Origin of the sequence: Chryseobacterium sp. POE27 (assembly GCF_039727685.1) — a bacterium.
Lineage (GTDB): Bacteria > Bacteroidota > Bacteroidia > Flavobacteriales > Weeksellaceae > Chryseobacterium.
Map to the genome: position 1 here is coordinate 2,541,206 of NZ_CP152475.1, position 14,349 is coordinate 2,555,554.

Sequence of the window (14,349 nt, forward strand, 5' to 3'; positions counted from 1 at the left end):
ATTGTTATAATTTTGTAGTTCAATAATTTATGGAGGTGAGCGAAAACTGTTTTCATTGTGGTCAAGGTATCGAAAAAGAAAGAATTTTATTTGATGAGAAGACTTTCTGTTGCAACGGATGCAAATCGGTCTATGAAATACTGAACACCAATAATTTAAGTAACTTTTACGAACTAAACAAGCGGGCCGGAATCCGTCCGGACGAAAGCTTATCACAATTTGATTATCTTGATACTCCCGAAATTTTTGAGAAAGTAACAGACTTCTCCGAAGGAAACACCAGCCTGGTAACTTTCAAAATTCCGGTAATTCATTGCTCTTCATGCATTTGGTTATTGGAAAGTTTACATACTTTAAACAAAAATATTAATTATTCCCAGGTTAATTTTACCAGAAAGACTTTACAGATCTCATTCAATCATAATGATTTAAAATTAAGTGAATTAGCCAATTTTCTTACCAATTTAGGCTACAAACCCGTGATCAGTCTTGAGACAGCAGATAAAAACGTCGAACATTTAGACAAGTCTTTATTGGTGAAATTTGCAATCGCAGCTTTTGCTTTCGGAAACGGAATGTTCCTGTCTTTCCCAGAATATATCGGCGGCGAAGATTACTGGATGGAACATTACAAAGGACTTTTCCGGGCTTTGATGTGTCTGCTCGCTATTCCTGTTGTCGTTTATTCGGCTTCGGATTATTACAAATCAGCGTGGTATGGTTTAAAAAATAAGATCGTAAATATTGACGTTCCTATCGTTTTAGGGATCATTGTCCTTTTCGGACGCAGCCTTTATGAGGTTGCTACAGATTACGGACCCGGCTATTTCGATACATTATGCGGACTTCTGTTCTTTATGCTTTTAGGTAAAATTTTCCAGAAGAGAACCTATAATGCCCTGTCGTACGACAGGGATTACAAGTCTTTTTATCCTATTGCGGTTACAAAGGTTGATTTTGAAGGAAAACAGGATAATATTCTCCTTTCGGAAATTAAAATAGGTGACCGTATTTTAGTGAGAAACCAGGAAATCATTCCGGTTGATGCCATTCTGATTAATGGTGAAGGAAATATAGACAACAGCTTTATTACCGGTGAAAGCGCCACAATCAGCAAACAGCCCGGTGATAAGATCTTTGCAGGCGGAAAACAGATCGGATCTTCTCTTGAACTGGAAGTTATTAAGAACGTTGACCAAAGTTATTTAACCCAGCTTTGGAATAAAGAAGCCTTTAAAAAACACGAGACAGGACTCGACACCTTAACGAACAACGTCAGTAAATATTTCACATTCATTATTTTAGGCATTGCTCTGATTTCAGGAATTTACTGGTATTTTATTGATTTAGATAAAATGTTTCAGGTCATTTCCGCTATCTTAATCATTGCTTGTCCATGCGCGCTTGCTCTGTCGGCACCTTTCACTTTCGGTCACATTATGAGGATTTTAGGACGAAATAAATTCTACGTAAAAGACACTTTAACCATAGAAAAAATTGCCAAACTGGACACTATTGTTTTCGATAAGACAGGAACGATTACTCACAGAAAAAAATCGAATATCAAATACGAGGGATCAGAGATCAAAGAGTTTGATTTACTGAATATTAAAGCTTTATTAAAGAACTCTAATCACCCGCTTTCAAAGTCTCTTTATGAGTTTATTGAAGTAAATGATGAATATTTTCCGGTGGAAAATTTCGGGGAAATTTCCGGAAAAGGTTACGAGGCAAGCGTAAGAGGAAATATCTATAAAATCGGTTCTGCAAAATATAACAATCAGGAATCCAAAAATCTTGAGACTGCAGTCTATATCAGCAAAAACAATGAGTTTTTAGGAAAATTTATATTTAAAAATGAATACCGCGAAAATCTTAAAAATTTGTTTAAAAAGCTTACTGACTACAACGTTTTCATATTAAGTGGTGACAATTCTTCAGAAGAAAATCAGCTTAAGGAACTAATTCCCGCATACAAAGGCATGGCATTTAACCAAAATCCGGAAGACAAACTGAATTATATCAAAAACCTTCAGGATCAAAACTTTAAAGTAGCCATGCTTGGAGACGGATTAAATGACGCCGGAGCCTTGAAGCAAAGTAACGTAGGTATAGCAATTGCGGACGACACCAACAGCTTCACCCCTTCTTCTGACGTCATCATGAATGGCGAAAAAGTGGTACACCTTGACAAATACCTGAATGTATGCAAAGGCTCCATGACGATTGTGAAAATGACATTTATAATCAGTTTTCTTTACAATGTTGTAGGTTTAAGTTACGCAGTTACAGGACACATGCACCCCCTTTTCGCAGCTTTGATCATGCCGGCAAGTTCTATCACGGTTGTTTCATTCACAACACTTTCGACCTGGATCCTGGGAAGAAAATATTTCAAAAATCACGCGTAAACGCCCTTATTTAGACTGATTTTAAATTAGCGGAACGCCGTATTTCGTGACGAATGTCATTATTTTTCACTAAATTTGAACCCCGAAAATAGGTTAATTTTGTTGTCTAATGGATATTCTATATTTAATGATCCTGTGCAGCGTTTCTTTGGCTGCCGTTTTCCTGGTCGTGTTTATAGTGTACGCCAGAAAAGGACAGTTTGAAGATGACGAATCTCCGGCTGTAAGAATTCTTTTTGACTCTGATGAAATCAGGGAAAAAGAAGAACCTGGCAACAAAGAAGACGATGAAAAAGGAGAAAGTAAAAAAATTGAAGAAAAAAGTGAATAGTTGATATGGAAACACAAAAGTTTAGTTATGACAACAGTATTGTCCGGGCATTCCTTTATGCGACCGTAGTTTTCGGGATCATAGGGTTCTTGTTTGGGCTTACAGCTGCATTAATGCTTTTCTACCCTGAGCTTCCGGAATTCTTTTTCGGAACGGATGATACAACCATTAATAGTTTAGGTGGTGGTATACAGGGCTTGATAAACACACATGGCGCATTTGGATTCGGAAGAATCAGGATGCTGCACACAAGCACCGTTATTTTTGCATTCGTAATGAATGTCGTATATGTAGGAGTATATTACTCTCTACAACGACTGTTGAAAACGAGAATGTACAGTGACACCTTGTCATGGATCCATTTCTGGACATGGCAGATCATGATCTTAGTGACTTATGTTACATTCTTTATGGGAATTAACACTTCTAAAGAATACGCAGAACACGAATGGCCAATTGATATTTTAATTACCATTTCATGGGTAATCTTCGGGGCAAATATGTTCCTAACCATTGCTAAAAGAAGAGTAAGACATTTATATGTAGCGATCTGGTTTTACATCGGAACCTGGATTGCTGTAGCAATGCTTCATATTTTCAATAACCTTGAGGTTCCTTTATCTTTCACAGGCTGGAAATCTTATTCAGCGTACGCGGGAGTAAAAGACGCTATCGTTCAGTGGTGGTACGGTCACAATGCGGTTGCATTCGTACTGACAACTCCGGTTTTAGGATTGATGTATTATTTCTTGCCAAAAGCTGCTGACAGACCGGTTTTCTCTTATAAACTGTCTATTATTCACTTCTGGTCATTAATTTTCGTTTATATCTGGGCTGGTCCTCACCACCTTCAATATACTGCTTTACCTGCTTGGGCACAGGCAGTAGGAACAGGTTTCTCTATCATGCTTATCGCACCATCTTGGGGAGGTATGTTGAATGGTCTTTTGACACTAAGAGGGGCTTGGGATAAAGTAAGAGAAAATCCGATATTAAAATTCTTCGTTGTAGCCGTTACTTGTTATGGTATGGCAACATTTGAAGGACCACTTTTGGCAACTAAAAATATTAACAAAATCGGTCACTTTACAGACTGGGTAATCGGTCACGTACACTTAGGAGCTTTGGGATGGAATGGTTTCATGGCATTCGGTGTTATTTACTATCTGATCCCAATCATGTGGAGAACGAAATTATACTCAACGAAGCTTGCCAACTGGCATTTCTGGTTGGGGACATTAGGAATTATTTTCTATGCAGTTCCAATGTATATTTCAGGTTTCACACAAGGATTAATGTGGAAACAGTTCAACCCGGACGGAACCTTGGTTTGGAAAAACTGGCTGGATACGGTAACGGCAATTATCCCTTACTTTAAAATGAGATTCTTCGGAGGATTACTATACCTTTCAGGAGCTCTTTTAATGGTGGTAAACCTTATTGCCACAGTAAGAAAAGGATCATTCCAGAAAGATGTTCCTGCAGAAGCTCCGGCTTTGGCAAACATTAATGCAAAACGTAAAGAAGGAGAAGGAACTCACCTTTGGCTGGAAAGAACTCCTGTATTGATGGGTATTCTATCTTTACTGACGATCTCAATCGGTAGTATGGTGGAAATTATTCCTACATTATCCCTTAAGAAAAGTGTACCAACTATCTCAGCAGTAAAACCTTATTCTCCGCTGGAACTGGAAGGTAGAGATATTTATATCAGAGAAGGATGTAATGCATGTCACTCACAGATGGTAAGACCATTCAGAGATGAGATTGTAAGATTCAACGGTAAAAACGGACAGTATTCCAAAGCCGGAGAATTCGTATATGACAGACCGTTCCTTTGGGGATCAAAAAGAACAGGGCCGGATTTGCACAGAGAAGGTGGTAAAAACCCTAGTTCTTGGCACTACAAACATATGTACAACCCAAGATCTACCTCCGCAGGTTCTATCATGCCTCGTTATCCTTGGCTGATCGCCACCAACTTAGACAGATCTAAAATGGTTGATAAAATGAAGCTGATGAAGAGTGCATTTGAAGTACCTTACACTAAGTCAGAAATTGATTCTGCCAATTCATGGGCAGACAACCAGGCTTCTAAAATTGTAAGAGATATATTCTCAGAAGCGGCCGACCTTAAAGATGCCTATGCAAAAAGACCTAAAGGAGAATTGGAGAAAAAAGAGATTGTAGCTCTTATCTCGTACCTTCAGAGATTAGGAACGGATATCAAAACAACTGAAATTAAAACAGCAAGTAATAACTAACATTAAAACGTTCCCATCATGATACCTCAGAACTTTAAAGACATATTATCCAATACCGATAACGCTGGTTTTTACCAGACTCTGGCTTTGATTTTCTTTATGCTGTTCTTCGTAGCTCTGGTAATCTATGTTTTTAGCAAGCCTAAAAAATATTATAAAGAAGAAGAAGAAGCTCCTCTGAGTGACGATCAGGATGATGATTTTAATTTAAAAAATTAATCTATTTATTATGAAACAAAGAACACCGGTTTTTATAAACATCTTAATCATAATCGGACTTTTAATAGTTTTTTATTATCTGTTTGTACAAAGCTATGAGTTCCTGGGTTCACCATATTTCTGGGGAACTGTAATCATTGCTGGTATTTTAGCATACATTCACAATGCTATCGGAGATCTTATTGAGAACAATAAATTCAAAAGATTATCTCCTGAAGAGAAAGCAGCCTATCTTGCAGAGAAGAAAGTACCTTACTTTACAAGATTATATAATGCCGCATTTAAAAAACAATCTGCTGCTGAAGAGAAAGATATCCTTATTGACCATGGTTTCGACGGTATCATGGAATTGGACAATCAATTACCAAAATGGTGGTTAGGTTTATTCTACTTTGGGACTGCTTTTTGTATTGTATATGTAGCAGCATTCTCGTTTACCAATTTTGCACATCCTATCAATGAATATGAACAGGAATATAAGGAGCAGTTGGCCAGTATTGAAGAATATCAGAAAACACAGCCTCCTGTAACTATTGAAACGGCAAAATATTCGGCGGATAATATTGCGGAAGGTAAAGAACTCTTTAAAACAAACTGCGCATCTTGTCACAAGGAAGACGGTAGTGGTGGTATCGGGCCTAACCTTACAGATAATTTCTGGATCAATCAGCCTGAGAAAACATTATTCAAAAATGTATTCCATATGGACTGGAACGGTTCGCCTACCAATCCTGCGATGAGACCTTTCGGTAAGAATGGTGAAGTATCAGGAGCTGAAATTGAAAAAATTGCGGCGTATGTATATCACATCAACCAGGAATTACCGCCGGTGACACCTGCTCAGGGTGGTGCCGCTCCTCAGGGAACTGAAGCGCATTGGGAAAAAGAATAATTTAATTTAAAAATTAGAAACATATGAAAAAACATAATTTGTTATTACATTAAAAAATAGTAACGAATTATGTTTTTTCTTTTTTAAATATTATTACAAATGTCAGACATAGAAGAAATAGAAGCACGTGGCGGACAGGGACAGGTTCTGGACCCTGAGACTTACAGAGATTCTATAGGCACGATGGATCAGTCCGGTAAAAGGAAATGGGTATATCCCAGAAAGCCTAGAGGAAAATACACCAACTATAGATATCTTGTAAGCTGTATTTTATTATTGATTTATTTTTCGGTACCATTTATTAAAATTAATGGCAACCCTCTTATCTTGTTTAATGTAATTGATCGAGAGTTCTTCATTTTCGGACAGCCTTTCTATCCTCAGGATTTCTTCATCCTTACGCTTGGAGCTATTGCGTCTCTTATATTCATTATTGTATTTACGATTGCTTTCGGTAGAATTTTCTGCGGTTGGATATGCCCTCAGACAATTTTCCTTGAAATGATTTTCCGTAAAATAGAATATGCGATTGAAGGAGACCGAAATAAGCAGATGAAACTTGACCGTCAGGAATGGAATACAGAGAAAATCTGGAAAAGAAGCCTTAAATGGACAATCTACATTATCATTTCGCTGGTTATCACCCACTTTATGTTCATGTATATTGTGGGATATGAAGAGGTTTTAAAAATCGTTTCTGAAGGACCGTTTGCCCATCCTACAAATTTCATTGTAATGATCTTGCTTACGGCAGCATTTTACTTTGTATTTGCATGGTTCAGAGAGCAGGTTTGTACTTTGGTATGTCCTTACGGAAGGTTGCAGGGCGTACTGATCGATAAAGATACCGTGAATGTTTTCTACGATTTTAAAAGAGGTGAAAACAGAGCGAAATGGAGAAAAGGCGAAGACAGAAAAGCTGCCGGAAAAGGCGATTGTATAGACTGTCATCAGTGTGTGGTTGTATGCCCTACAGGAATTGACATCAGAGATGGCCAGCAGCTTGAGTGTGTCAACTGTACCGCATGTATTGATGCCTGTGATGAAGTGATGGAAAAAGTGGGTCTTCCGAAAGGTCTTATCCGATATGCTACAGAGAACGAAATAGAGAAGGAAACCAAATTCAAATTTACGGGAAGAATGAAAGGCTTTGCCTTAATTCTTGTACTCTTGACAGCCTTTCTAGGATATCTTCTTTATAACAGAGGTGAAATGGAAGCTAAGTTCATTAAACCCGCAGGAAGTACATTCTTTGTAAGAGATGGAAAAATTACCAATACCTACAATTATACTTTCCTGAATAAAACCAATGAAAAGAAAGTCGTAACCGTAAAAGTAATTGAACCGAAACACGGAGAAGTAATTTACAGTGCATCCAGCAAGATCACCGTAGACCGCGATAAGATTTCCAAAGGAACTATCAATATCAGCTTCCCGGAAAGTGAAATGAATCTTTCCAAGCAAAATATCACCATTGGGGTGTATGATATGAAAGGTAAACTGGTCGACTCTTATCAGACTTATTTTGAAGGACCATTCAAATTACAATTTTAATTTTCAGAAACCGCAGTCGATCAGGAAAAATCCCATGTGATTGAGGTTTCTTAAACCATATATAATTCCGAGAAATGAAAAAATTCAGTTGGGGGCACGGTGTTGTAATCGCATTAGCAGCTTTCATGATCTTTATTCTATCCATGTTGTTTCTCTTCCCGAACGGGCAGAAGAATTCTGAAATGGTAACTGATAATTATTATGAAGAGGAGCTGAAGTATCAGGACGTTATCGATGCCAAGAAAAGAGCCGATGAGCTGCAGGAAAAACCGGTTTACAGTCAGGATAAATCCGGGATTAAAATTACTTTCCCGAAAGATTATGACAATTCCAATACAACGGTAAAATTTGTTTTAAACAGAACCGACGATCAGAATTTAGATATACGCAAATCTGTACAGCTTGATGCCAGCAAATCTTTTTTAATTCCCGGTCAGGTACTAAAGGTGGGAAATTATACATTAAGATTAAACTGGACCAAAGACAAAACAGACTATCGAATGGATTATGATGTGATATGGAAATAGCACTGATAATATCGGCCATCGGGTTGGGGTTTGCTTCCGGCTTTCACTGTGTCGGAATGTGCGGACCAATTGCCCTGTCGATGGGACTGACCAAAAAACAGGCGACCAATTATTACCTGCAGAATCTTACTTACCAGTTCGGAAGAATTTTCACCTACTCTATTTTAGGAGCTATCCTGGGAATTATTGGTGAAGGCTTTGAGATGGCAGGAATTCAGAAATACCTTACGATTGCGGTGGGAATACTTCTGATTATTATGGCTATATTTTCTTTCGGAGGTAAAGATTTCGCTTCGAAAGTACCGTTCTTTTCACGATTTTTATTTAAGGTTAAATCAAATTTGGGAAGGTTGCTTCAGAAGGCAGATTACCGCTCACGATTCACTACCGGCCTGCTGAACGGGTTTTTACCCTGTGGCATGGTATATATGGCTTTAACGGCAAGCCTTGTCAGCGGTGGAATATGGCAGGGAGCTTTATATATGGCGCTGTTCGGTTTGGGAACGCTACCCTTCATGTTTGCAGTAGTTTTGGTTGGCAATCTTATGAGCCAGGCCTTCAGGGTGAAAGTTTTAAAAGTGATTCCTGTAGTGATGATTATTTTAGGAGGTCTGTTTATCGTAAGAGGTTTAGAATTAGGAATTCCCTATATTTCTCCAAGAGCAGAAGCGATGACAATATCCAAAGACAATAAGGGTGATTGCCACTTATCGGGAGATCACAGTACGCACAATCACACCAATACAAACTGTCATTAAATTTTAAAGTAACTTTTAAATCATATCAACCCCTTCTAACAATCATTCGAAGGGGTTGTCATTTTAACAATCTATGCATTATCATTAAAGCTAAGTGAATATTTCCGGAAAGTCTCCTGCAACCTGCGGCGAACTTTCCGGAAAGCAGGAAACCTTGTTGCACCCTCGTAAGAAACTTTCCGGAAACTCTAATGAAGAAAAACCACCGGAATATTCCGGTGGTCTTTTATGTAAAATTAAATTGTTAATTGATCACATCAAATCTCGCATATTCAGCGATCTTCTTTGGAAGCCTGATCCCTTCTTCGGTCTGATTGTTCTCAAGCAAAGCCGCCATTATTCTTGGCAAAGCCATCGCAGAACCGTTCAACGTATGAACCAATTGAGATTTTCCGTCTGTTTTGTAACGGCATTTCAATCGGTTAGCCTGGAACGTTTCAAAATTGGAAACTGAGCTTACCTCCAGCCACATCTCCTGAGCCGCACTCCATACTTCAAAATCATAGGTCATTGCAGAAGCAAAACCGGTATCACCGCCGCAAAGTCTCAAGACTCTGTAAGGCAATTCAAGATCAGTAAGAATTTCTTTGATGTGGTCTACCATTTCTTCTAAAACCGCATAAGAATTTTCAGGTTTCTCAATTCTTACAATCTCCACTTTTTCAAACTGATGAAGGCGGTTCAATCCTCTTACGTGGGCACCGTAGCTTCCGGCTTCCCTTCTATAGCATTGTGAGAAAGCCGTATTTTTGATCGGTAAATCTTTTTCGTTAAAAAGAACATCGCGGTATAAATTCGTCACCGGAACTTCTGCAGTAGGAATTAAATATAAATCATCTTCTTCGATATAATACATCTGTCCTTCCTTATCAGGCAACTGCCCTGTTCCGTAACCGGAAGCTTCATTGATAACATGTGGAGGATTAACTTCCAAATACCCTTTTTCAACATTTTTATCCAGGAAATATTGAACCAAAGCACGCTGCAATCTTGCACCTTTTCCAAGATAAACAGGGAAACCGGCACCGGCTATTTTCACTCCAAGTTCAAAATCAATGATATTATATTTTTTTGCAAGCTCCCAATGTGGAATTGCGCCCTCACCAAGGCCTTTTACATCATGAGACTGATAAATAATTTCATTATCATCCGCAGTGGCTCCATTTTTAACCAGCTCATTCGGAATGTTGGGAATCTGGTATAAAATATTCATTAAATCCAGTTCAACATTATCCAATTCCTGCTCCAATTCTTTACTGGACGATTTGTATTGCGCTGTTTTAGATTTTGATAATTCGGCTTCTTCTCTTTTTCCATCTTTCATTAAAATCCCAATTTCCTTGGAGATTCTGTTAATTTCAGAAAGTTGGGAATCCAGCTCAAACTGAATTCTTTTTCTTTCGTCGTCAGTAGCAATAGCCTCGTCTACCAACTCAAGATTCCTGAATTGTCTTTTTTTAAGACCTTCTAAAACGCGCTCTTTGTTGTCGCGCAAAAAATTGACTTGTAACATTTTATTTAGATGTTAGTTATTAGAATGTTGAACATCAGAATGTCAACAGTTTTGCAAATGTATAAATTATTTTACGATTGTAACTACATTCGGGGAACCCTCCTGTTTTGAGAATCTTAAAGTATCGTTATAATACACTTTCGAGACTTCAAATACCGAAGGAGTCATACGATAATCGATTTTCAGATCTTCGGTGATGGTATCCAGAATGGTATTATTCAGCCTTTTGATCAGGGCAACAGTGATTTGGGAACGATAGATTTTATTATCAGGGTTTAAGGTATCAATGCCAATCCTTTTTGCCCCGGCAATATATTCTATGAAAAGTGTAGAGTCTGTGGTTGCTTTCAAAGTGCTGCTTACGGGCGCAAGATCTGCCACTCCGTTTACATCATTAAATGAATAGGTAAAATAGGTGAGGTCTTTCTTTTGATGGAAAAGATCTCGCCCTGCTTTGTTTTTCATATAAATATTTAAGATCTGGTCAACTCTCTGCAACTCATCATCACCTGTACTGCAGCTCAGAAAGGCAAAAAAAACAACCAAAAGTCCGAAAAAAATATTCTTCATGTCCAGCAAAGATAAAAACTTATTTTTAATTTTTGTTCTGATTTATTCTTGAGATTCAGGATTATTTAACACATTATTTTCTCAGAACTTTTTTCCATAAAAGATTAATTTCGGCTCTTGAAAGAATAAAATCCTGAACGCGAAATTCTGTGATCTGATAGAATCGCCAGAACAGCAATCCTGATGACAGGCAATAGGAAATAGAGCTCACCATACAAGCTCCCCGAATTCCCCATTTCGGTATGATATAAAATGAAGAAACCACGGTGAAAATAAGCCCTATCAGTGATTTTACATTTAATATTCTTAGTTTATTGATTCCTGCAAAATAATATCCGATGATATTGCTTACGGCAATAGCCAGTATTCCGGGAGAAAGAAACAGAACAATTTCTTTGGTCTGGCTAAAATCTTTTCCAAAAATAAAAGCATACAGATCCGCAGGAATGAGCAACATGATGAGAATAAATAATAAAGTAATCAGAAAGCCGATACGCAGCGAGATCTTCGTTTTTTCAATAGCATCGTTGGAATTGGTATTATTGACCACATCTGCATAAAGCACGACAGAAAGGCTGCGGCTTACCGTCCATATCGCTTCGGAAAAAGCAATTCCGACGGAAAAGATACCGACACTTACTATTCCTTTAAAATATTCAAGGAAATAAAATGATAATCTGTTGTTCAGAAATTGCAGAAATGCGCTGAGCTGTGTTTTCCAACCATAATTGAACAGTTGTTTCCCAATTTTTTTAGGAAAGGAAAATGTATTGAAATGCACATGCCTGGTAACCTGAACGGTGCTGATGATAAACAACAAAGCAAAACAGCTTATTTGAGCAATGAAATAAGCATTAACGGAAGTAATTTTAATGACATAAACAATGATTATAATAAATAAAATATGAACAACCTGCTGTAGAATCGTATATAAATTGAACATTCTGATATTCTGCTGCCCGACAAACAGATTTATATTGGCGGTCAGAAGTGAAGACATGACGCAGAGCGAAATAAGGTAATAAGAATATTCTGCATTGTGGCTGAAACTGAAAAGAACAGGAATAAAAACCCCCGTAAGAATTGCCCAAATATATGCGAAAGGCAATATCTCCTCTATTTTGAATTTTTTTGCGAAATAGCTCATACTGCTTCCCACAAAAATATTCCCAAAAAAACTGATGATTGTAAGGTCTGCAATAATAATCGATATTTCCCCTTTCCCACCGCTTCCCCACATGTTGGTAGAATAGATTACCAGTCCGAAATTTAATATCAGAATTAAAAATCTTGAAACAAAAGTTTTTAAAATTGTGTTTTGCTTCATGTTATTCTAATGATTTTCGTACGAAGTTTAGAAAAGAATTTCTGATCACATTCCAGTTGTACTTGGTTTCATATTCTTTTCTTGCGTTGTGTGCATGCTCAGAATACAATTGTGGATTTTCAATGTATCTCAAAATCATATCTGAAATGCTGTACGAGTCTTGAGGATCAACAAGAAATCCAAATTGTGAAACATCGACATGTTGTCGAGTTGCTTTTAAATCAGTATAAATTACCGGTTTTCCGGAAGCTGCATAATAAAATATTTTGATCGGAAGACAGTGATGATTTTCATAATTTAATATCCTGAGATCAAAACAGATATCGACATCTGCATAAGATTCAGTAAAAGTTTCAAAAGATGTCGGTTTTTCTATTCTGACATTTTCAAACTGATACTTTCTGAGTAGCCCAGAGAAATATTTTTCATCTTTTTCTTTTCGGGAGCCACCAATCAAAAGAATTGATATCTTAAGTTCAGGCCTTTTTTTTCTTAAATAGTCTATTGCTCCAAAAAAATTACCAATTCCTTTTTCTTCGGAAAACTGACCGGTATAGCAAAGTGTTATTTCACCGGGCTTTAATGTTTTGATATTTTGGCGAATATAAATATCATCAGGATAATAAGGTAAAATGACAGACTTTTTAAACGGAAAAAAATAAGCCAGCGGAAATTTTTTGGTATTTTCCCCAATAATATAATGTGTACTTATAAAACCTGCATACAACTGAATAAGAAAGAATTTTACCGCATGGATAATATTGAGAGGAAAAGAAAATTGCTCAACCATTCTCATCGAAGGATACCATTCTGTAATATCGTAGATAATGCTTAGTTTCTTCCTTCTTTTGATTTTCTTTGCTGAAATAACAGCTAAGGGTTCCGAACAGATAACAATATCCGGCATATAGCCCTCGCATATAACCTCAAGAATTTTTCTTTTTTCTGCAATGCTTTTTTCAAGCACGGCGTAAGATTCTATTTCTATTCCGTCAACTGCTCCCTGAAATTCTGACGAAAGACTACTTATTTTGATTTGATACCCTTCTTTTTTTAACGCCTTTGCCTGATGATAAAAAATCCTGTCATCATCATGTCGGTGTGCGGTCGTTAAAAAAAGAATTTTAGGCATTTTGATCCGATATTAAACTGAATTTTATTTCAGAATTTTTAACAAATATAACTAAAGCAAAAAAAAGTGGAAAACTCCACTTTTTATTTTATTGATTCTATGCTGAACTTTTATTTAATCCCAGCAGCCCAGCTTCTTTCGAAAGGTAATAGAAAATTTCCTAAAAACTCCAGGTATGTATTTTTTGAAAAATCAAAAACCTGAATATCTCTGGAAATTTCTCCGCTTTTTATTTTTGATTTAAAATCAATAAGTTTCAGGGTTTTTACTTCTCCATTTTCAATAAAACTGGCTTTCATTCTGTCGAAAAGACCGAGCTGATATTCTTCATCTATTTCCCTCATTACTTTCCCCAAGGCATCAATACTACAACCTGAAGCCATTTCTTTCTCTTCATCTACACAGATGATGATAAATTGATTTTTTTCAATTTTAAAGGATGATGAAAGTGGCTTTCCGTGTGCAGCCCAAGTCGCCAGAAAATCAAAAAGTTTTTCGGTAATTACTTTTGCCTCCTTTGTTTCAAAAGGTCTTGATGCGGGATATATAACAACTCTGTAATCGTTTGTCTCTACTATATTTGATTCTTCGATCTTCATTTCTGATACATTTTAAAGTTCAAAATTACGCAATTTTCCTGAGTTTGAAACCATTATACTTTTTGCTCAGTGCATACAAAGCTATCATTAAGAGCATCAGGATATAAGGAAAGAAAAATCTGAGACTGGAAGAATGTGGAAAAAAGAAAAATTTAATATAAATATTTACAAATATCAAAACCGAGCAAATTCTTGTCCATAAGTCTTTTGAACAATAAAAAGTAAGACAGAGAAGCCCTACCGATACAACAG

General features: G+C 37.0%; 13 protein-coding genes. 8 read left to right on the forward strand and 5 right to left on the reverse strand.

The features are described from left to right. The first annotated feature begins 35 nt into the window (after nt 1-35). From AAHI02_RS12020 to AAHI02_RS12055, 8 genes are all read left to right on the forward strand, one after another. Nucleotides 36-2,411 (forward strand): heavy metal translocating P-type ATPase metal-binding domain-containing protein, encoded by a 2,376-nt coding sequence (locus tag AAHI02_RS12020; protein WP_346983448.1) that lies wholly within the window; start codon nt 36-38, stop codon nt 2,409-2,411. A gap of 109 nt (nt 2,412-2,520) precedes the next feature. After that, nucleotides 2,521-2,742 carry a cbb3-type cytochrome oxidase assembly protein CcoS gene (ccoS, locus tag AAHI02_RS12025; protein WP_346983449.1) on the forward strand — a complete coding sequence of 74 codons (222 nt, stop codon included), beginning with the start codon at nt 2,521-2,523 and terminating at the stop codon, nt 2,740-2,742. Nucleotides 2,743-2,747: 5 nt separating this feature from the next. Further along, complete coding sequence (gene ccoN, locus AAHI02_RS12030) at nt 2,748-5,006, forward strand: cytochrome-c oxidase, cbb3-type subunit I (RefSeq protein ID WP_346983450.1); 2,259 nt, start codon at nt 2,748-2,750, stop codon at nt 5,004-5,006. 18 nt (nt 5,007-5,024) lie between these two features. After that, on the forward strand, nt 5,025-5,225 hold the full coding sequence (locus tag AAHI02_RS12035; protein ID WP_042720415.1) for a cbb3-type cytochrome c oxidase subunit 3: 201 nt from the start codon (nt 5,025-5,027) through the stop codon (nt 5,223-5,225). Between the two features lie 10 nt (nt 5,226-5,235). Beyond that, complete coding sequence (locus tag AAHI02_RS12040) at nt 5,236-6,117, forward strand: cbb3-type cytochrome c oxidase N-terminal domain-containing protein (RefSeq protein WP_346983451.1); 882 nt, start codon at nt 5,236-5,238, stop codon at nt 6,115-6,117. A gap of 99 nt (nt 6,118-6,216) precedes the next feature. Then, nucleotides 6,217-7,671 (forward strand): cytochrome c oxidase accessory protein CcoG, encoded by a 1,455-nt coding sequence (gene ccoG / locus AAHI02_RS12045; protein WP_346983452.1) that lies wholly within the window; start codon nt 6,217-6,219, stop codon nt 7,669-7,671. A 74-nt stretch (nt 7,672-7,745) separates the two neighbouring features. Beyond that, nucleotides 7,746-8,198 carry a FixH family protein gene (locus tag AAHI02_RS12050; RefSeq protein ID WP_346983453.1) on the forward strand — a complete coding sequence of 151 codons (453 nt, stop codon included), beginning with the start codon at nt 7,746-7,748 and terminating at the stop codon, nt 8,196-8,198. Then, complete coding sequence (locus AAHI02_RS12055) at nt 8,189-8,956, forward strand: sulfite exporter TauE/SafE family protein (protein WP_346983454.1); 768 nt, start codon at nt 8,189-8,191, stop codon at nt 8,954-8,956. Before AAHI02_RS12050 ends, AAHI02_RS12055 begins: the two co-directional genes overlap by 10 nt. A gap of 244 nt (nt 8,957-9,200) precedes the next feature. Here the strand turns inward: AAHI02_RS12055 and serS are convergent, their stop codons facing one another. The 5 genes from serS to AAHI02_RS12080 form a co-directional block, all read right to left on the reverse strand. Further along, on the reverse strand, nt 9,201-10,469 hold the full coding sequence (gene serS / locus AAHI02_RS12060; protein ID WP_346983455.1) for a serine--tRNA ligase: 1,269 nt from the start codon (nt 10,467-10,469) through the stop codon (nt 9,201-9,203). 66 nt (nt 10,470-10,535) lie between these two features. Continuing rightward, nucleotides 10,536-11,039, reverse strand: a complete 504-nt coding sequence (locus AAHI02_RS12065) for a hypothetical protein (protein WP_346983456.1) — start codon at nt 11,037-11,039, stop codon at nt 10,536-10,538. Between the two features lie 73 nt (nt 11,040-11,112). Next, a complete protein-coding gene (locus tag AAHI02_RS12070; protein ID WP_346983457.1) occupies nt 11,113-12,366 on the reverse strand; it encodes a polysaccharide biosynthesis C-terminal domain-containing protein in 1,254 nt (417 codons plus the stop codon). Nucleotide 12,367: 1 nt separating this feature from the next. Further along, on the reverse strand, nt 12,368-13,498 hold the full coding sequence (locus AAHI02_RS12075) for a glycosyltransferase (protein WP_346983458.1): 1,131 nt from the start codon (nt 13,496-13,498) through the stop codon (nt 12,368-12,370). Nucleotides 13,499-13,608: 110 nt separating this feature from the next. Further along, the gene (locus tag AAHI02_RS12080; protein WP_346983459.1) at nt 13,609-14,097 is read right to left on the reverse strand and encodes a hypothetical protein; all 489 of its coding nucleotides are present in this window, start codon (nt 14,095-14,097) and stop codon (nt 13,609-13,611) included. Between the last annotated feature and the right edge of the window lie 252 nt (nt 14,098-14,349).